This window comes from Labrenzia sp. C1B70 (genome assembly GCF_000475395.1).
Lineage (GTDB): Bacteria > Pseudomonadota > Alphaproteobacteria > Rhizobiales > Stappiaceae > Roseibium > Roseibium algicola.
The window spans coordinates 50,312-69,304 of sequence record NZ_AXCE01000011.1; the positions used below are offsets into that span (position 1 = coordinate 50,312).

Below are 18,993 nucleotides of genomic sequence, written 5' to 3' on the forward strand. Positions count from 1 at the left end.
ATGCCATTCCAGCAGATCGAAGAGAGCCGCTTCCAAGGGGTTCCCGTCGAGCTTTACGAGTTCCGGTACGGGACCGGGGAAACTGCGGTCCTGAGATACACCAACGCTGACGAGGACATCAGCTTCGAAGGCGTTGAGTGGAAGGCTATCCCGATCAACCGGCAAGCCTACAAATCCTCTGGCAAGGTCGAGAAATCGTCTGTCACGATCACGGTTCCGGTAGACGAGGATCTTTCCTTGCTCTTCACCGACTTCCCGCCGACGCAGGAAGTTTCGGTGATCATCCGATCCGGTCATTTCCCGGTCGGCCCTGACAACGTTGTTGCGGTCTGGTCTGGCCGCGTCCTGTCCACTGCGAAGAAGGATCGCACCACCGAGTTGAGCTGCGACTCCACGCCGATCCGCCTCAATCGTCCTGGGCTGCGGCGCAATTTCCAGTTCGGTTGCCCCTTCGTGCTTTACGGCCACAAGTGCCTTGCCAGCAAAGCGAACGCCTCGGTCACGTCTTCGGTGGTGAGCATCGATGATGGGAAGCTTTCATTGCAGGCCAATTGGTGGGGGGCAATGCCGGTCGAGAAGTTCGTCAACGGTGTCCTCAGTTGGGACTCCGATAAGGGGCGGGAGCATCGGACGATCCGCGCCGTCGATGCGGGCGGGGCCATCACGTTCATCGGCCCATTGAGAGACATTGATGTCGGTACGGCAGTCTCTATCGCCCTTGGTTGCAATCACCAAATGAGCGACTGCGAAAACCTTCACAACAACATTCAGAACTTCGGCGGGCAACCTTGGATACCGACCAAGAACCCCTTCAAGTATCATCCTTTCTGGTGAGGTAATCTATGTGGGTACAGCTCATCCTCGGCCTTGCGCTGATGATCATCGGCTACATTTTGCAGCCGAAACCCAAAGCCCAAAAACCCGCCGCAGCGACCGACCTCGAAGGGCCGACAGCGGAAGCCGGTCGTCCGGTTCCGGTGCCTTTCGGGGACATAACAATGGTTGGCGGCAACTACCTCTGGCATGGCGACAAAGAGATGCGCAAGCGCACCGAACGTGTGGGCGGCAAGAAATGAGCAGGCGCAAGGTCACCATTCAGGACGTTCACGCATGCGGCTACTGCGTCGCCGGAATACGCGACTGGTTCAAAGCCCATGACAAAAGCTTCATGGACTTCTGCCGAAACGGTATGGATCAAGACGAGCTTGAGAAAATGAATGACGCCATGGGGAACAGCGTCTTGAAATACATGCGGGAGCAAGACAATGGGCATTAAGAAGAAGGGTCAAACAAAGAATTGGGTCGATTATCACTTGTCGCAGCATATCGGGTACTGCCATAGCCCGATTGATAGCCTCATGGCGATTTTCATGAAAAACAAGTTGGTATGGCGAGGTAACGTCACCGACAACGGCTATTTCGACATCGACCGGAAAGACCTCTTCGGGGGAAATGAGAGGGAGGGGGGAGTCGCCGGTCGGGTCCACGTCCTGACGGGCAAAAGCGATCAGGTCGTACCTGAGACTTTTGCGCAGCGCCTCGGTCGGACTGCGGCAACGATGCCCGGTTTCAGGGGTATCTTCTCGCTCTTGCTTCTGGGTGGCCCTACAAGCGGCAGAAAAGGCTTCCTGGTAAGCTCAAACTACCCTTCGGTGTCCAACGTCGATGTCCGCATCCGCCGAGGCTCAAGGACGCTCAGTTCCCCATATGCTGTCATCCGATATGAGCCCGCCCGAAAGGCCGGTGAAAGCGATGGTGATTATGATTTTCGGTGCCGCAACGATACCAACCCGGCTCATCTGATTCACGAGTGTCTTGTTAATGAGGATTGGGGGATGGGGGGATCTCCTAACCTCATCAACGCAAGCTCTTTCGTCGCCGCCGCTGAAACCCTCTACAATGAGAAATTCGGCCTATCCATGCTTTGGATGCGGCAGGAGACTATCAAGGCATTCATCCAAGAGATTTTGGATCACATTCAGGCTCTTTTGTATTTCAATCCGAAGAGCGGACTCCTCGAAATCAAACTGCTTCGGGACGACTACGAGAAAGACAATCTCGATGAAATCGGCCCGGATAACGCCCGCCTCGAAAACTTTCGGCGCCAGCTCTGGGGGGAGACTGTCAATGAGATTGTCGTTTCCTGGACGAACCCGGCGACTGAGGAAAGCGAGACTGTCACCTACCAGGATCTTGCAAACATCGCCATGCAAGGCGAAGTCGTCTCGGAGTCCAGGGACTACTACGGTATCAGAAATGCGAGCCTAGCGGCCTTCGTTGCTGCCCGTGATATTCGCTCTTCAGCAATCCCTCTTGCTTCCGCCGTCGTCTATCTCAATCGCCAGTTTTGGGACATTCTTCCAGGCGAAGTTTATTTTTTCACATGGCCCGAGCATGGCATCGAAAAGGTGATCATGCGCGTGATGGACGTTGATTACGGCAAGCCTGACAGCGCCGAGATGAAAGTAACTTTACTCGAAGATGTCTTCGGCATTTCTGTTGCTGAGTTTGTCCCCCCGGAAGAGCCGCCAATCACTGAATGGGAAGACCCTGAGCACGACCCTAACGGGTCCGACCCGGATTACACAGACCTCGACGCAATCTTCAGTTCAGCGCCGCCGACCGTCATTCAGCAGATCACGGGTGCCGATCAGGTCAGCGACGACCAATACCCGACCATCGTTCCGCTCTCCATCGTCAGTCGAAAGACCGCGCAGACGGATCTTCAGTCCTATGTGAAACACCGCCGCATGACGATCCAGACGGGCGCGCAAGAATTCCTTTCTGTTGGTGAGAAGGTGCTTGTTGCTTCAACTGTCCTCGAAGCCCCATTGCCGAGGGAAGTTACCAGCGACATTCTTGCCGGTGAGATCTTCGAATTCGGTGACGGTCCCGAGGTCGGCGGGCTCGGTGTGATCGGTGGTGGTGTCGAATATGATCACGAGATCATCATGGTGCTGGAAGACCTGGGCAACGGCCTTTTCCGGTGTGCCCGTGGCGTCTATGACACCGTGCCCCGTGCTTGGTCAGTCGGTCAGCGAATTCATTGGATGGGTGTCGGCTACAATGGCTATGACACAAGCGGCGCCATCGCTGACACCATCCTTCAATACAAGCTTCAGGCTCGCACTTCTGTCGGGCTCACTGACCTGGATTTGGTTCCTCAGAAGACCACGCAGCATCCGCCACGTCCGTACATGCCGTACCGACCGGCGAATGTGCAAATGGACGGGGTTCTGTTTGCGGATCGGGATCAAACTGAAAACTATGAACCGCGCGTCTGGACCATCGAATACACGTGGTCGCATCGGAACCGGTTGACCGAGGACTCGGTTTATCGCGCCTGGAATGAAGCGAGCGTTCCGATGGAGACAGGGCAGGCGGTTAACGCCTATGTCACGCTGGCGCCGGTCGATCTCAATCCGAATGAGGGCGAGGACAAGTACCCCCTCAATCCTGCTTTCGGTGACAACGTACTCGCTTCAAAGCTCAGTAGCTCGGACGTGTCGTTCACGCTCGACCTATTCCAGACCCGGCGTTACCTGGATCTCTATTTCAACGCGATCAGTGAACGTGACGGTTTCATTTCACTCCAAGCCGATCAGCTAACCGAGAAGATGTATCCGAAGGGCTTCGGCTCTGACTTCGGATATTTCTGGGGCGGCTGGCCTAGCGAATAAGGACAAATCAAATGGTGCAGCATTTAGGCCCGGTGCAGTTTTTCCAGGTGACTCCACATAGTCACAATTGGGGTGACTCGTACAACAAACACTTGATCCAAATGAGCGTGCTCGCCCATGGTGCGGCAGAGAGCCGAACGACCGCGATCCCGGCGACCGGCACGGATAAACAGATCCTCATCGATCCCGCGACTGACCGGGTCTACGCTTGGTATGATGGCGAGTGGTACACCTTGGACCCTGTTCCGGGGATGCAGCTTTTCATCCGAGACACGCAAGAGATAGCTCTGTTCGATGAAACGTCTCAATGGGTGACAGCGTTGTCTCTCCCGCTGCCTGACAAAGCGGTCCCTCGGGAGCTGTCGTTCCATGCCCCCGGCGATCTCAGGGATAACAGCGCGGTGTTCTTTCGCTACGCGGCGTCGATGGAATTCACCGTCCTTGCCGGTGCCCCGTCCTCAAGCGCCTTCCTGGATACCGCACCCTCGGCAGATGTCGTTTTCTCCATGAAGCGCAATGGGCAGGAAGTCGGCACGATTACATTCCTGTCGGGATCGACGGAAGGGACGTTCGCTGTACCGGGTGACTTCTCTGTGATGCCAACAGCAGTTGAAGGGGCATACGCCAGGGCTCAGGAGTTCCTTATCACCGGCCCGGTGAGCGTTGCCGGGGCGCAAGGGCTGACGGTTACCCTTGCTGGCGTTGAGAGGGCTTTGGTCTGATGGCTGAGCTTTTCGAAAACGTTCCGCGAGAATACGGGAGCATCGTCCGCCAGGATTCTAGCTTCGAGCTTAGATATCCTTATCGGGCAGGTTGGCAGGCCGGTGAGCATCTTTGGGATTGGGATTCCAATCGAATGTTCCTTTGGCTCGACATTATTTATCGTCAGGTCAAGCGTGTCGATTGGCGCGTTTTCCCTGCCGTCGATTTGCCGAGGGATGATGCCTATAGCGTGATCGATATGGACGACAGCGGGACGATCAAACTTTATTCGCCCGGTGAAACATACGTGTTCTACCCGTTCGTTGGTCAGATGGTCTATGTCGAGGCGTCCAGGACCATCGTCCTCTTCGACGGCACAAGTTGGTTGCTGGTCGCCCGGTTCCCGCCGCTTGATCCGAGCGTCGAGATTGCCTTCATGATTTCCGACCCCAGACCGACCGAGACGCTCGCCGCCCATGTCGTGACAAAGCCGTTCAGGCTCTTCGCGGATGTCAAATGGCATCGAACGCGCGGCATACCGGACCAGTCGCCTTTCCCAATCTTCAAGAACACCAGTCAAATCGGATGGGCAATGAACGACGCGGACGCACCTAGCGGTTTCGTTCAGTTGTCGGCGGACACTGATTTTGCCCAGGGTGACAAGCTAGTCATCAAAGGCCCTTTCCGTGTCGCCGGAGCCCGTTGTGTTTCCATCACGCTTATCGGACAGACCCTATGACCTATTACACAGTCGAACCGCTTCAGACCAAGCCGTACATCAACATCAATCTTCAATCCAACAACGGGACACCGGCACAGGCCGTGGATCTTGACCGACCGCTTATTTCACCGGTCGTTGAATTCGCCTTCTCGCCATCTCTGAATCAGGTCGCCATCGCCTATGACATGCGTGCCGGTCAGGTGGAAGGGTTGAGCGATCCGAATGATGTTCACCCCCAGGGCGGTATTCGGGTGTTCTCGGATGATGATCGCTATTTGCTTTTCGGCGGAACCGCGACCGAGCAATGTAAGCTCTACATCGGCGCCGGTCCAACCTACGTCCACGAGACGACAACGGTCCTGCCGACCGCGCCGGTATTCATCCCTCATGCGACGTTCTTCAATCAGAACCAGGCCCTAGCAACCGTTGAAACTGACGACGACACGAAGTTGCGCATTTACGTGCTCAGTGGGAATGGGTTCGCCCTCGCTCAGACTCTCACGCCTGATGGCAGTTCGATCACGAAGGTTCGGCGGCTGAGCGAAAGTAACTTGCTACAGGTCGTGACGAGCGCTTCAACCGTGCTGTACGCGGTCCCGGCAATGACTCCGGTTACTGTGCCGAGCGGGTCGATCCTGGATACATCGGAAGACGGGTCGCTGTTGCTGATCGATCCAGGTGCGGGGCAGAGTGTTGAACTCTATGAGGATCAAGCGGGAAGTTGGGTGTTCGCGCAGGCGATCCCAAACAGCGACTTCACGAAGACATACGGTTCAATCGCTCCCGACAATGCCGTCATCACAATCCACGGGGCCGATGCTTCCGCGACAGACAAAGTTACGCGGGTCTATGGTCACTACGGCGACTTCGTGTGGACGGAAATAACGTCTCACGGGGACACGTTGACCGGAGCTTTCACGATGCCAGCTCCCCAATATTCAGATGATGCATCGGTCATGGCGATTCAAACCATCGGCATCCCCGCCGAAACTACATTCGACCTGTTCGAACGTCGGCAGGTTGAAGCATCGCCAGCGGGACTTGAATACGGACATAACGTCAACAACACCAACGCGATGGCTCTTTCGGATGATGGTGAGTACATCGCGGCTGACCAGCTCGGCTTGCGGATCTATAGGCTTAGCGGCGGCGTCTGGTCGATTTCCCAGGACTTGACCACAATCGGTAACTTCCTTTCGCTCAAGTTCACAGATGACGGGGCATACCTGATCGGGGTCAAGTCTGCCGCGCCGCGACTGATCGTTTTCGAGAAGAACGGCAGCGGTGATTACGTGCAGATGACTAACGCCGTGGTGCAACCAGCAACCGCGTCTTTCCTCGCTGGAATTGTCCCCGGAGAACATCGATTTTTCACATTCACTTCGGGCGGGGCACCAATAGCTTACGAGATAGTCGGCGGGGTTGTTCAAGAAGATACTAGCGTCAACTTCAACGGCTTCAGCCTCGGCCCGAGGGCGGTGTTCTCACCCGATGGTCAAACCTATCTCAGCAGTCCCGCGATCTCGGGTACAGGGGTCAAGGGCATCGATCTCTACCATTTCTCAGGAACCCAATTCGTTGAGATCACGACCGTTGACGTTTATCCACCAAAGCCCGTCAGGAGTGTCGAATTTTCATCAGACGGCAATCACTTTTTCGTCCTCTATAACGACAGCACAAGCGGTAATGAATCCTACCTCTACATCTACAAGAAGGTCGCGCTGAACACGTATCAGAAGGTCGGTGAAGAGCTATTGCAGGGGTATTTGTCCGACTTCTTGGTTGGGAATTGGATGAGCTTCAACGGGCAGTCAAACCACCTTGTTGTTGGCGGTACGGCGTCCTCTGGTAGCACATTGATCACCTTCCGCATGGACAACGATACGCTCACACAGATAGCGGCATTTTCGTCAGTGAACACTTCCGCCGTCAACGTGGTCGATTTCTCGGCAACGGGCTCCCGCCTCGCAGTCTGCGGCAACGCTGGAATCGAGTCGTTCGAATGGGTGACTAAGCCGCTCGCAAGCACCTACATCAGGACACTCACGGTTGTCGGGGAATTGGATACCCTGGCACCAGACGGTGAGCTTGTCCACTACAGTAACCCAGGGAACGTCCATGCATATACCGACGACCTGACCCCATTGACGGGGCTCACTTTCGAGCCGGACTTCCCTGCATCTCAGGTGAGCGAAGTTCAATATAGCGGCAATCAAGTGACATGGTCCGTTGGTGGCGTCCTACAGTTTGCGACCATCGGCGCAGATGGCGGCTATTCGAAGCTTGAAAACCTGGAAGGGACATTCATCAGTCTCTATCGGCTGAACGGAACCACACTCGAAGAAAAGGGATACATCGCTCACGAGAAAGACGTTTCCATCGAGTACATGAAGTTTTCGAAAACGCCGGTCGCCTTCACCTATGTTGCCAAAGACGCGGTGAACGGGAATTCGCGCCGGGTCTACGATGTTTTTCAAGATCGCATTGTGCTGAAGGGGGTCGAGTTCTCGGACCAGATGGTAAATTCCTTCGCGGCGTTCTCTCCCGCCGAAACTTACTTTGTCGCCACCTATGACAAAGCCGTTCTTGACAGTGATATCAAGCTCTACAAGTTCGACGGAAATCTGAACTACACAGAAGTTGATAGCGCCCTGGTCGATTTCGGCCCGGTTGCGTTTTCCTCATGTGAAGACGTGATCGTTGGTCACGGCGGGGCGGTAAAACCATTCACAGCCTACAAACGCATCGGTGACGAGATCCAGGAGCGTTCCTACGGCGACGACATGACATGGGCGAACGGGGTCATCCTGGATATCGAATTCGGGTCAACCTGTGACAACCTGATTGTTCTTGTGCCTGACAACGTGATCCCGGTGAACGAAGACGTTGACGGCGAACCGACTGAAGGCGAGGGGATGCCGGTCGATGACATGCCCGTTGATCGCCCCGACATTCAGCCTGGGGACGATGATGACTTTGGAATCGGTGGTGGTGGCGGGTCCGGTACATCCCCCGGTGGAACTCATACTCCTGGCGGGGAAGTCTTCCCTAAAGAGTACATCCCATATGTGGCGATAAACGTCGCCTATCGAGGTCAACCGCGTTGAAAATGTCAAGTTTTTATTGTAAAGACAATCATAGATTGACCATATAGGAGCTGAGAATGGCACTTTCGATCACCAAAGCAATGGCAATTGCCGCTTGCGATTTCCTCAACGCATACCTCGACGCGGGTGCCGCAAATGGCACTCTCACGGTGTTCAACGGCACACGTCCCGCCGATCTGGAAACCGCGATCAGCGGGCAAACCCCGCTCGTAACCTTTGATTTCGCTGACCCGGCATTCCAGGCCGCAGTTGATGCGAGCGGCGGCGGTCACGCGACTGCGAACGCGATCACGTCTGTCACCGCTGCCAACACAGGTGAAGCAACGTTCTTCCGCGCGTTCGACAGCGACGGCAATCCGGTCATGGACGGATCGGTTTCCAACACTGGCGGCTCGGGCGACCTGAAGCTGTCGTCCACGTCCATTGTCTCGGGCATTGATGTGACGGTCGTATCTTTGACCATCACCATGCCCGCTTCGGCATAAATCGCGCCAGCCTAAAACAGCACAAAGACGGAGTCGGAAGTGGCAGAAGGTAACCCTCATCTTGTCGTTTGGTCACCGAGCACATTGCGCTCATTCGAGCTTGCCGGTTCCGCCTTTGTGCAAATCGGGGCTCAGGCCCTCAGCCCTTACATCAGTACGCCGCCTCATCTTGCATGGATGCGGGACGGCGAATTCTTTGCAGCTCAGTATCCGGGGACCGGTTCCAACACGTGGCGCCTACGAGCTTATTACCCGGACTCCACACCTTCGGATACCGAAGTTTCGATCACGAACGCGATCACGAATATCATCAACTTCAAGCCGGTCTTTTTCAAAAATCAGCCACCGTTGACGTTCACGCCGGTCGGTACGGGAGCCTTCAAGTACCATGAGCTGAGTGAGGTCGGCAGCTTCACTGGACACGCTGGAAGCGCGACCGTTGACACTTCGATCTCGAATGCCGGAACGGTCAACTGTATGGCGGTTTCCCCCGATCTGACTTTGATGTTCCGTGGTGTAGATGCGGTAAATACGAGCCGTGTAAACGTGCGCAATGGGAACGACGCAAACGGAGATCCGTCCTACGGGACTAGCTATGCGATCACGCACAGTGCGCCGATCAAGCTTTGCGCCTGGACGCCTGACAGCCGGTTCGTATTACTCGGAACGGATGCTGCGGACACATTGGTCTTCCGCAGAACGGGTGACAACATGGCCCAGGTTTCCACGATCAGCGAAGTTGGTCTTGTGCCGCGCAGGATCGTTGCCGCGTTTGACAATCGGACAATTGCGATCTCCTACACTGGTGGCGCAACAACCTACCTCACAAAGGTCTACCGGCGCACCGGAAACACCTATGACGAGGTTCAAGAGATCGCCAACCTCGGCAACCTCCTGGACTTCTCTGCGGACGGCAAGATGCTCGTGGATGCCGCTTCAAGGCTGGCCTATCAAATCGACGCTGGCGGGGTCTGGCAGGACGTTTCTGCTACCGTCATGGCGAATATCCCTACAGGTGTAACCTCTCAGGCAGTAAGCCCGCATTTCCTTGCGCCGAAAGGGACGACCTACCTGTATGATGTCGGCCTGCTATACCTCGTGAACAACGGTGTCGATCTCGGTGCCGTCAAATACATGCTTCTCGACAACACCGCGTCATTCGACTCGACGGACGCGACGGTCAACGATGTCACCAATGCCGGTGCTGCCGAGGTCTTCGGTAGCGGTTGGCCTCAAGGTGGTCTTGCCATCCAAAACATCATGCTCGTGTCGAAAGAAAACGGGGCCGCAGCGCTGACGTGTGACCCCTTCGCTCAGGTCATCGTCGGCGGGGATCTCAGCGTCCGCTATGGGCTCATTTATTCCGGCACGACCCCAATCATTTTTGTCGATTTCCAAACCGAACAAACCTTCCTGCAGAACACGGAAGTTAGTTTCGAAACGGGAAGCAATGGCTTCGTCCTCTACAGCGTCTAGGAAGGGTGATCCGTGGCCGAAACAGCAAGCGGAGATCTTCGCTATCCTAGATTAACGGCATCTGGATTTGGCGATTCCGACTTCGAACGTTTCCCGACATACCTCATCGAGCATGTCAGGGTTACGGTTGGGGAAGGGGACTCGACAATCGATTTCTACGAAGGCGTCACCGTCAGGGCTCGCCTCAATCTTCCGGCACTTGGGATGTCGGGAGAGCTATACCAGTTTGACCCCATTGACGCGGACAGGGGACTTCCCATTCGCTTTGACGGCGCGCTTATCTCATTGAGCGACGGCGAAATTGAGGTAACCAACACAGTACCCGATTATCAGTTTGCCTATGGCGATTTATGGTATCCGAAGCTGATCGCGGCGGGACAAGTAAACATCGCAGCACAAGTGTTTGGAGATCTGTCGTATGGTGCCGCGACAGCATCAGGCTCAGGCGGTCCAGACGCTACGCTGACCGGCGAATTGAGTTATGCGGCGCTTGCCCTGAATGGCGAGGCGATCTCACGTGAATACGATCTGGAAGCGGACCTTGCCTTTCCCGCGCTAACGCTTGCAGGGGAACTCAGCGCAGTGATCGGGACGCTCGGAGATCTCAGTTATCCATCGCTGGCCATGTCAGGGCAAGGTGAAATCCAGGTTGTGATTTCAGCGGATATGAGCTTCCCCTTGCTGAAACTCGCTGGCGTCATCGACTCAGGTGCGACCGATCCGATTGACGTGATCGGCGGGCTCCTATTTCCAGCCTTGCGGATGGATGGTGCTGCCAAAGCTCCGATCAGCCTTTCGGCAACCCTGGCCTATCCGTCGCCGGTCTTCGTGGGCTCAGGCCGCGTCCCTCTGAGACTTGACGCGAACATGCGTTACCCCAAGCTCAAGGCGCAAGGATTGGGCGGTACTGACACCGCGATGTACGGTGAGCTGAGTTACCCTGCGCTCGGTCTTATCGGTGAGCTTGGCAACCGGAATTCAGTGAACGCGGAGCTGAGCTATCCGGCCCTCGGCTTTGAAGGGTTTCTGGGAGGGATCGGGAACAACGCAATCGCGTCCCTTCAATATCCAGCGCTTCAGTTGACCGGGGAAGCGATCCTCATCCCGGTAGTCTCGGCTGACATGCTTTTTCCAGCTCTCACGGCTCGGATCATCATTCACCAACACTACAAGACGCGCGGGAGCATGAGCTATCCGGCGCTTCGAGCTTCCGGGCGGATCGACTTCTATCAAACGCTTCGGGGCAGCACGCATTATCCGGCTTTGGTCGTGAATGGAGAATTGGGAATGGCGAACGCGCTTAACGGAACTCTGTCCTATCCCCCGTTCAGGATCGACGGGGAGGCATCCAGCAGCTATCCGGTTCTCGGTGCCCTCGGCTTCCCCGCCATCGTCTTGGCAGGCGAAGCGCAACTAAGTTACCAGATCGAAGGGGGCATGAGGTATCCGTTCATCCAAGGTTCCTCATTCGATCCCAACAACCCCCCGTTCTCGCAGCCCGTGGATGCCAACCTAATCGGTATTGGGTTCGATACTTCTTTCTTCACGGTCGGTGCCGCTGGTGTGCGGTTCCGCATAGGATAAGGATTGGAATATGGCCGCTGAAACCATCGCATACGATCTGAGCAATGAAACTTGGACCAAGATTGCGGATAACAAGACCGTCGTGGCGATCCAACTCGGAGAAACCGGCTCGGCTCACATCCACGTCGGCACCAGTGAGCCGGGTTTGACCGATCCGGCGATCACGATCAGCCGTGGTGTCTCAAGCGGCGCCCCTGAGATGAGTCTCGCCGGTCTTCCTGGCAGCACGGGGGTTTGGGCGATGGGAGATGACGATGAGGGGACCAAAATCACAGTCCTCTCCTACTAGACTGGTACTTTTACCTATCCTTCCGCTGATCGATGGGGACGCAACCTTATATTTCCCTGGTTGAGGGTAGACCAAAAGTCAAGTTTATGGTGTCTTAGCAGCATAAACTTGACTTTAGGGGTTTCCAAATGTTCACCCACATTCAGATGCGGTCGGTCGAAGCGGAAGCGCTGAAACTGTCCGTCGATCCGAACGCCCTCCTTGCGGCGGTTAAGATCGAAAGCAATGGGAAAATCTTCGCTGACGTGGACGGGAAAAACCTTCCCCTCATTCGTTGGGAAGGTCACTACTTCGATCAGCTCGTAGATCCTTCGAAGCGCCAGGAAGCGCGCAAGGCCGGTCTTGCCAATCCGAAGGCCGGGGCAGTCAAAAATCCAAAGAGCCAATCGGCACGGTGGGCATTGCTCAAGCGGGCAATGAAAATTGACCCGGATGCCGCTCGCATGTCGATCTCGATTGGCTTCGGTCAGGTGATGGTCGCCCACTGGAAGAAGCTCGGCTATCAGTCACCGGCACACATGATCGAGATCGCTTGCCTCGGCTTTACCGGTCAGCTCGACCTCATGACCAACTACATCAAGTGGGCGGGTCTGGTCGATGAGCTTCAGCGTTTCGACTGGTCCGGTTTCGCCCGTGGTTACAACGGCCCGAAATACCGGAAGTACGGCTATCACACCAAGCTCAAGAATGCCTACGAGCGCTTTGCTGGAAAATCGTCCCCGGCGTCCGCATCGAGCGGAATGCTTCGCATGGGGTCGGAAGGCGCTCGGGTGCGGGAGCTGCAAAAGCTTCTTGTCAAGCACGGCCACGTCCTGAACATCGACGGCGATTTTGGCCCCGCGACCCGCGATGCCGTCAAGGCATTCCAGGCGGAGAATGGACTCGATTCCGATGGTGTTGTTGGTCCGCGCACTTCGGCGGAGCTGGCAAGCTTCGAAGGGGAGCCGGCGATTCAGTCGGCCGATGTGCCGGCGACGGAAAACCGCGATGTGAAAAGCGGCGTGTTCGGGATGGGGGGCGGTGCTGCTCTGACGGTCGGCGGCGACAAGATCAACGACATTGCCGACAAGCTCTCTGGCACAGGCGTAGGCTCGCTGGAATGGGTTTCCACCGGCATGTACGTCGTTGCCGGTCTTCTCATCCTGGGGGGTGCTTTCTGGGCGATCAGGGGGCACCTGAAGTCCAAGCAGACGTTTGAGGGGATCTGATGAATGAGATCTCCGATTTCCTCTCATACGATCTGCCTTGGTGGTCATGGTCGATCCCGTCTATCGGCGCTGCGGTCGGCCTGTACCTCCTGGCGGCTCGATATCTCGGTTTCCGTAATGCGGCTTATGCTGCGCTTACGGCAATCGCCGTCTTGGCGGTTGCTATCGCTCGCCAGCGGTGGAAGCAACAAGGCTGGTCGGATCGCGGTGAACGCGAAGTCCGCAACGCCGAGAAGCTTCGAAATCGCGCTGAAAGGGCTCGTGATCGCGTCAATGACGATCCTGACGAGCTGTTCCGCGACGACGGGTTCAGGCGTGACTAGCGTCTCCAAAGACGACAGGAAGCAGCTCGAAGCCCTGTGCGGCACGGACGAAAAGGACGGGCTCCTAAAGCCCGTCTCCTGGTCCACCAAAGACACCCCTGAAACCATCCTGGACGCTAAGCGCAACAACGCCGTCTACAAGGATCTCTGCGGCCATAGAAAGAACGCAAAATGAGCGAAGCACCCCTTGAGAACCCGCATCTGTTCATGGAACTCGGTCGCATCAAAACTTTGATCGAAGGTCTTGGAACCCGCCTCGACAATCACGAGCGGCGCACCATTGAGGACGACCGAATGGCCTCGGAGAACCGGGCTAAGGTCTATGAGAAGATCGAAGGCATCGGACAGCGGCAGCTCAAGTTCGAAAGCCTCGCGGAAACCTTGACTCACAAGGTCGAGGCAAATTCGACTGAGTTCAAGTCTTGGCGTGAGAGCATTGACGAAAGGCTCAAGCGTCTGGAAGACAACGATATCGAGCACGCTCGGAAACTTGACGACCATCATGAGCGGATTACTGAGGTCGAACCCGAGGCTGAAATGGTGCGCACGTGGCGCCAGCGCGGTATCGGAATGGGGATTATCGTGATTGCTGGCGGCATATTACTCGGTGGAGCCGCCAGCAATATCGTGAAGGACATTTGGTCCTTCTTGAAGTCTTTATGAGCCTATGTCGCTCCCGAGTGCGTCTAGGAAACCAATTTCCACACCCGTCTTGTCTGCCACGGCGAACAAGGCGGGTAGGATTGATCTTACAACCAGTGCGTCACTCGTCTCCCGAATGTACTCTTTCAGATCGTTATAGTAACGAGCCCCCATTTGTGTGTCGTTTGTCCAATCTCCCGTTGAACACACGTTCCAGTAGTTTACGGCACCAGCTTCCCTGCCGTTCACGAAGCTAAGTTTCTTGCGCCTTAGCAATTTAATATTGACACTCATTACAGACTCTCCAGGTCGAGTACGTGTTTATTGTATTTATTATTGCATTGTTGATATTAACAACCACCTGTGACCGATGGTTGCGGTATTACGTCAGCTTCGCGGGATCATCCTGTAGCAACAGCCGGTAAATGATTTCCACCAACGGGGACTTAAGATTTTCATCAAATCGCCCTCTAATGATATCCGCGTAGTCTTCTTCTCTTTCGATCAGAATTGCGTTCATTCCTTCTGCCCTTGCGGCAGCGCCCGTCGTTCCGCTACCGGCAAAAGGATCAATTACGGTGCTTCCTTTTGGCATAATTAGGCGGATTAACGTGCGTAATAGGGATACAGGCTTTACGGAAGGATGGTTCGAGCCTGCGCGATCCTCTTTAGTAGCTTTTTGCGAGTAAAGGGCGGGTGGAAACATTCCGAAATATTCAGATACGGCCTGACCGACTAGCGAAACGACAGGTTCGGAGCCGTCGTGCATGACGTTGGCAGGCCAGCGTCCAGAATCACCAATGCGACATTCGTCAATGTTGAATGCACCTACTCCGTGTGTAAGTACATTCCCGTATCCGGTCCCTTCGAAGGGCACTTGGCCGATGTAGATTGGCTCAAGTGCCGGTTTCTGAGTTTGTGTTCCGTAGTACCATCCACTCCATTTTGTAGCCTCTGGCACGAATTTAGTGACGGAATGAGCTTTCGGCCAGCCGGTGCCATACAACCAGCCGATAAGCGGATGCATGATGAACCCGGCGTCTTCCATTGCAACCGCTTGGCGATGACCCGTCTTCGGAGACGAGAAGGCGAAGCAGAAACCACCAGGGCGAATAAGCTGTTTCACCAAGCGCCAGAATTCGGGGTCGTGGGCGATCTTGTAGCCGTTCTGGTCGGTATCCCACTGCCGCCCGCGAAATCCGTCTGAGAGCCGTGTGAAACGCCCGTCCTGACCCTGTTTCGCCGCAGCCTGCTTCCGACCGAAGCGCTTGACGATGGACTCCAGATAGTAGGGCGGGTCCGTGAGACAGCCGTCCACCAGGACGCCGTCATCATTAAGGCGCCTGAGCGCGGCGAGTGCGTCGTCTTCAATGATCGTGATGTCAGTCATATCAAATCGTCGTCGTTGCGCCTGCTGCTGCGGCGTTGCTGTTGTTTGCCGGTGTCTCGGTCGCGGGGTGCGAGGCACAGCGCCAAGCCGTCTTCAATCGTGTCTGCGAAGTTCACGCCGTAGCTTTCTCGACCGGGCTTCTTGACGCTGACCATGAAGCGGCCCGCCTTCTTCGAGTCGCCGGAAGTGGGCCAGACAGTGAAGCCGGTGAGTTCACCGCGTTTGATCCGGCGTTCCAGCTCATCGAGAAGGCCGCTCATATCAAGTCATCGTCGTCGCGTGTGCGACGGCTCCGTTTCGCTGGCGCCTTCTTTGCTGCCGCCGAGGTAGGTTCCTTGATATTGACAGGTCCGCGATAGCGCTTGAGGGCCTTGCGGATCGCCTCGATAGGGTCGGGATCTTCGACGTAGACGACGTTCGCGTTGTCCGTGTTGCGATAGGTCGCCCGCCACTGGTCAGCCCCGAAATGCAGGTCAAGACTGAGATGGAGGAAGCCCCGCTTGATAGCGTCTCTGAGAGCTTCTTCCAGGGTCATCCGCTCATCCCCAATGCGCGCAGATATAGGTCAAGGACCGCCTCTTCTTCTTCGCGCTCGTGCGGCTGTTTCTTCCGCAGGCTGACCACCTTGCGCAGGATTTTCACGTCGTATCCGTTCCCCTTGGCTTCCCCGTAAACGTCTTTTATGTCGTCGGAGATCGCCTTTTTCTCTTCTTCCAGGCGTTCGATCCGTTCGACAAAGGCGCGTAGCTGGCCGTCATCAACCGAGTTGTCCCCGATCAAGTCATCATCATCACGCCGTCTGCTCATTATTCTTCACCTTCTTCTGAGAATGCTTCATCGGTCCTGACCTGAATGAGCCGGTCCATGAGCACCGTGAACATGCGATACTCAGCGCCGTTCGGGTCTTCGGACTTCACCCATATGTCCAAGGCCAGCAACGCGGCTTCTTCCAGGTGACCAAGCCCGTTTTTCTTGACAAACTCGCCAACCGAAATGTGTTCAGTCTGGTCATGCAGCTCAGCTCGAAGATCTGCAACGTGCCGAGCTTTCTTGAGATCGTTGAGTCCGCCTTTTTCCGGGTAGCGGACGACGTACTTCATGATGGTGTGGGCAAAGGCGTCCCAATCGCGTGCCGCGCTGAGCTGGAATGGTTGGACGGGGAGTTCGCAGTAATGCAACCCCCCGACCTGGACGCTCAACGAACCCTGCGACATCAGATCAGATCCTTCTCGGCATCACGTCCGCGAAGATCCAGAAGCTCGACCAGGGATTTCCAGTCGTCCTCGGAGAAGGTCACCGTCACGTCACCGGTTTCTTCGGCCTTTTCAGCCGATCCATAGCCCTTCTTGAGGATGCTCTGAACAAGTTCGACCTTGCTCGGCTTTTTGGGCTCTGCGGGGGCGGGAGCCGGGGTTTCTGCCGGTGATGCAGATGCGGTTTCGTTCGGTTCCCCGGAACCTTCGCCCTTCGCTTTCTTGACATGCTTCCGGGTCACCTTTTCGCTACCGGCGCGCTTGGCTTCCTTTAGGCCATCCTTCAGGTCTTTGAGCGCCTGTTTCGGATCGCCTTCGTTGTCCTTGAGCATCTGGATTGCCAGGGTCGCGGAAACCTTGCCTTCCCGCACAAGGCTGGTGAGTGGTTTCGGGCATTGGGCGAGGCGGACCAGATCATTGACGTAGACGCGGCTCACACCGGCTTGTTTGCCGATGTTGGTTGAGGTCATCCCCGCTTCGAGAAGGCGCTCATAGACCCGACCCTGTTCAAGCGGGCTGAGCTGTTTGCCGGAATTGAGGATGATCTGAGACAAGATGCGCTCGGCGTCGGTTGCCTTCGCGTTCGACATCTTGACCGGGACAGTCATGTCTTTGTCGGCGCCGAACTCTGCAATTGCCATGAGGGCGGCTGCGTGACGGCAGTGACCGTTCTCGATGAAGAAATCTTCACCCTCGCTATAGATCGTCAGAGCCTCTTTGACGCCCACTTCTGCGATGGATTCTGCGAGCTGGCGGATATGCGCCTTGTTTTCCGGGTCGTCCATGTCGCGACCATTCCAACCCTCTTTGACTGAGAGGTCAGAGGGGGAGACGCGGTAAACGTCGGAGCGCCCCTGCATGATCTTTTTGATGGAAGCCATGATGTGTTCTCCTGGGTACTGAAACTAACTTTCGCTTCGTTTTTGTCAGGAAAAAATTGACTGGTCAAGCGGAAAGAGTCACTTTTTACGTGCCTTTTAATTTGTCTCTATTTTCGAATGTGTTCGCTCACTTCCTCTGGCGCGGTCTTCGGATAATCGCGCTTCAGAAGCACCGGGAGCTTATCGACCATGGCGCCGTGAACGTCGAAACAATCGAACCCGGCACGATGCGCGGCATCGAGAAGCAGGAACATCATGTCGGCGTATTCCTCGACCTCATGAGGGTCGTTCAGCGCTTCATCAACTTCCTTCTTGAGATGCTTGAGCGAGCTGATCGGGCCGCGTTCGCTGCGCGGTCCAAAGGTTGCGTCTGACCATTTGCGATGCCGGGTGACAAGCTGCGGGCTGAGTTCAAAGAAGTCCATGATTTTACCTCGGGTAGAATGTGTATGCGTCTTTGGTGTCACGGCGAAGAAGGCCGTTTTCGTGAAGTCTCAACGTGACTTGCTGGTCCAAGGAAGTGTCGGCTTTGATGAAACCCTGCCTCTTGGCGAGGTCCATGATGAAGATTTGCCGCGTGCCAATCGGGCGGCGCGGTCTGGCGCGGTATCTCATTTCAAGTTCTCCTGATACTCAGTCTCATTGTCTGGCGACCGGCTTCGGTCGGAACCAGTTTCGGTGAGCCCGCGCCTCTCTTGATCGCGGCTAGACCCTTGGAGACGAGCCCGTCAGCAACTCGCAGAGAAAACTTCTTTGCTGATGTGTTGGAGATCCAACCAGCGTGAGTCCGAAAGTAAGTTGTCCTTATGATTTCGGTCAGAAGGAACCTTTCGGTATCCGTGAGCTTTCTTGACATGGCTCATCACCCTTTCAAGTAGCAGAGTCACTTAAAAGGTGACTCAGTGAGCAGACTCCAAGTGTTTGGTGTCGATCTGCACGTCCAGGGCAGCTTTGCAGCGGATCAATGCCCGACCGTATTCAGAGCGGCGGGCCTGAAGATCGCCAATGGCTTTATCGAGATCCTGGATCGCTTCTTCGAAGGTCGCCGCTTGGTTCCGCAGGCTGTCCACTAGGGCGGAGTCCACCGGCTGCGGAAGGGTGTTCGGAAGAGGCATTTCGCGGTTCGCCACCTTGACGGCGTTTCCGAGGGCGGTTTCCATTTCCTGCAATGCTTGTTCGCTCATTTCGATTTCCTTTTTTGGAGTATTTGGTTTCATTGAGGGCTTCGGAACCGGCGTTCACACAGATGACG

22 protein-coding genes are annotated in these 18,993 nt (G+C 55.7%); 14 read left to right on the forward strand and 8 right to left on the reverse strand.

The features are described 5' to 3' along the window. The 14 genes from Q666_RS47545 to Q666_RS47615 all read left to right on the forward strand — a co-directional run bounded on the left by Q666_RS47545 (position 1) and on the right by Q666_RS47615 (position 14,238). Positions 1-834, forward strand: a complete 834-nt coding sequence (locus Q666_RS47545) for a phage BR0599 family protein (RefSeq protein ID WP_022999925.1) — start codon at positions 1-3, stop codon at positions 832-834. Between the two features lie 8 nt (positions 835-842). Continuing rightward, entirely contained in the window at positions 843-1,076 is a 234-nt protein-coding gene (locus Q666_RS47550) for a hypothetical protein (RefSeq protein WP_022999926.1), read from the forward strand. Beyond that, positions 1,073-1,276 (forward strand): hypothetical protein, encoded by a 204-nt coding sequence (locus Q666_RS47555; protein ID WP_022999927.1) that lies wholly within the window; start codon positions 1,073-1,075, stop codon positions 1,274-1,276. The genes Q666_RS47550 and Q666_RS47555 overlap by 4 nt, the downstream gene beginning before the upstream one ends. Then, complete coding sequence (locus Q666_RS47560) at positions 1,266-3,680, forward strand: phage tail protein (RefSeq protein ID WP_081713256.1); 2,415 nt, start codon at positions 1,266-1,268, stop codon at positions 3,678-3,680. The genes Q666_RS47555 and Q666_RS47560 overlap by 11 nt, the downstream gene beginning before the upstream one ends. Before the next feature lie 11 nt (positions 3,681-3,691). Next, a complete protein-coding gene (locus Q666_RS47565; RefSeq protein WP_022999929.1) occupies positions 3,692-4,402 on the forward strand; it encodes a DUF2793 domain-containing protein in 711 nt (236 codons plus the stop codon). A 134-nt stretch (positions 4,403-4,536) separates the two neighbouring features. Continuing rightward, complete coding sequence (locus Q666_RS47570) at positions 4,537-5,121, forward strand: hypothetical protein (RefSeq protein ID WP_152533337.1); 585 nt, start codon at positions 4,537-4,539, stop codon at positions 5,119-5,121. Continuing rightward, positions 5,118-8,210 (forward strand): WD40 repeat domain-containing protein, encoded by a 3,093-nt coding sequence (locus Q666_RS47575; RefSeq protein ID WP_022999931.1) that lies wholly within the window; start codon positions 5,118-5,120, stop codon positions 8,208-8,210. The genes Q666_RS47570 and Q666_RS47575 overlap by 4 nt, the downstream gene beginning before the upstream one ends. A 56-nt stretch (positions 8,211-8,266) precedes the next feature. After that, a complete protein-coding gene (locus Q666_RS47580; RefSeq protein WP_022999932.1) occupies positions 8,267-8,695 on the forward strand; it encodes a hypothetical protein in 429 nt (142 codons plus the stop codon). 39 nt (positions 8,696-8,734) lie between these two features. Further along, on the forward strand, positions 8,735-10,171 hold the full coding sequence (locus Q666_RS47585; protein WP_152533338.1) for a hypothetical protein: 1,437 nt from the start codon (positions 8,735-8,737) through the stop codon (positions 10,169-10,171). A gap of 12 nt (positions 10,172-10,183) precedes the next feature. Continuing rightward, a complete protein-coding gene (locus Q666_RS47590; protein ID WP_022999934.1) occupies positions 10,184-11,755 on the forward strand; it encodes a hypothetical protein in 1,572 nt (523 codons plus the stop codon). 10 nt (positions 11,756-11,765) lie between these two features. Next, the gene (locus Q666_RS47595) at positions 11,766-12,044 is read left to right on the forward strand and encodes a hypothetical protein (RefSeq protein WP_022999935.1); all 279 of its coding nucleotides are present in this window, start codon (positions 11,766-11,768) and stop codon (positions 12,042-12,044) included. Positions 12,045-12,172: 128 nt separating this feature from the next. Next, positions 12,173-13,252 carry an N-acetylmuramidase domain-containing protein gene (locus Q666_RS64870; RefSeq protein ID WP_022999936.1) on the forward strand — a complete coding sequence of 360 codons (1,080 nt, stop codon included), beginning with the start codon at positions 12,173-12,175 and terminating at the stop codon, positions 13,250-13,252. 3 nt (positions 13,253-13,255) lie between these two features. Beyond that, complete coding sequence (locus tag Q666_RS65915) at positions 13,256-13,750, forward strand: hypothetical protein (protein WP_152533339.1); 495 nt, start codon at positions 13,256-13,258, stop codon at positions 13,748-13,750. Beyond that, positions 13,747-14,238 carry a hypothetical protein gene (locus Q666_RS47615; RefSeq protein ID WP_022999939.1) on the forward strand — a complete coding sequence of 164 codons (492 nt, stop codon included), beginning with the start codon at positions 13,747-13,749 and terminating at the stop codon, positions 14,236-14,238. Before Q666_RS65915 ends, Q666_RS47615 begins: the two co-directional genes overlap by 4 nt. Positions 14,239-14,599: 361 nt before the next feature. On the opposite strand, the gene Q666_RS64875 is transcribed toward Q666_RS47615, so the two are convergent. The 8 genes from Q666_RS64875 to Q666_RS66740 form a co-directional block, all read right to left on the reverse strand. After that, positions 14,600-15,607, reverse strand: a complete 1,008-nt coding sequence (locus tag Q666_RS64875) for a site-specific DNA-methyltransferase (protein WP_022999941.1) — start codon at positions 15,605-15,607, stop codon at positions 14,600-14,602. Next, a complete protein-coding gene (locus Q666_RS47630) occupies positions 15,604-15,867 on the reverse strand; it encodes a hypothetical protein (protein ID WP_022999942.1) in 264 nt (87 codons plus the stop codon). Before Q666_RS47630 ends, Q666_RS64875 begins: the two co-directional genes overlap by 4 nt. Beyond that, positions 15,864-16,142 carry a hypothetical protein gene (locus tag Q666_RS47635; RefSeq protein ID WP_022999943.1) on the reverse strand — a complete coding sequence of 93 codons (279 nt, stop codon included), beginning with the start codon at positions 16,140-16,142 and terminating at the stop codon, positions 15,864-15,866. The genes Q666_RS47630 and Q666_RS47635 overlap by 4 nt, the downstream gene beginning before the upstream one ends. Continuing rightward, positions 16,139-16,414, reverse strand: a complete 276-nt coding sequence (locus Q666_RS47640; RefSeq protein WP_022999944.1) for a DUF2312 domain-containing protein — start codon at positions 16,412-16,414, stop codon at positions 16,139-16,141. Before Q666_RS47640 ends, Q666_RS47635 begins: the two co-directional genes overlap by 4 nt. Then, positions 16,414-16,821: a DUF3310 domain-containing protein gene (locus tag Q666_RS64880; protein WP_022999945.1), complete on the reverse strand. Its 408-nt coding sequence runs from the start codon at positions 16,819-16,821 to the stop codon at positions 16,414-16,416. Before Q666_RS64880 ends, Q666_RS47640 begins: the two co-directional genes overlap by 1 nt. Next, positions 16,821-17,741 carry a hypothetical protein gene (locus Q666_RS0133270; protein ID WP_022999946.1) on the reverse strand — a complete coding sequence of 307 codons (921 nt, stop codon included), beginning with the start codon at positions 17,739-17,741 and terminating at the stop codon, positions 16,821-16,823. The genes Q666_RS64880 and Q666_RS0133270 overlap by 1 nt, the downstream gene beginning before the upstream one ends. A 107-nt stretch (positions 17,742-17,848) precedes the next feature. Further along, positions 17,849-18,166, reverse strand: coding sequence for a dATP/dGTP pyrophosphohydrolase domain-containing protein (locus Q666_RS47645; protein WP_022999947.1), 318 nt, complete (start codon positions 18,164-18,166; stop codon positions 17,849-17,851). Positions 18,167-18,640: 474 nt separating this feature from the next. After that, complete coding sequence (locus tag Q666_RS66740) at positions 18,641-18,925, reverse strand: hypothetical protein (protein ID WP_286133764.1); 285 nt, start codon at positions 18,923-18,925, stop codon at positions 18,641-18,643. Between the last annotated feature and the right edge of the window lie 68 nt (positions 18,926-18,993).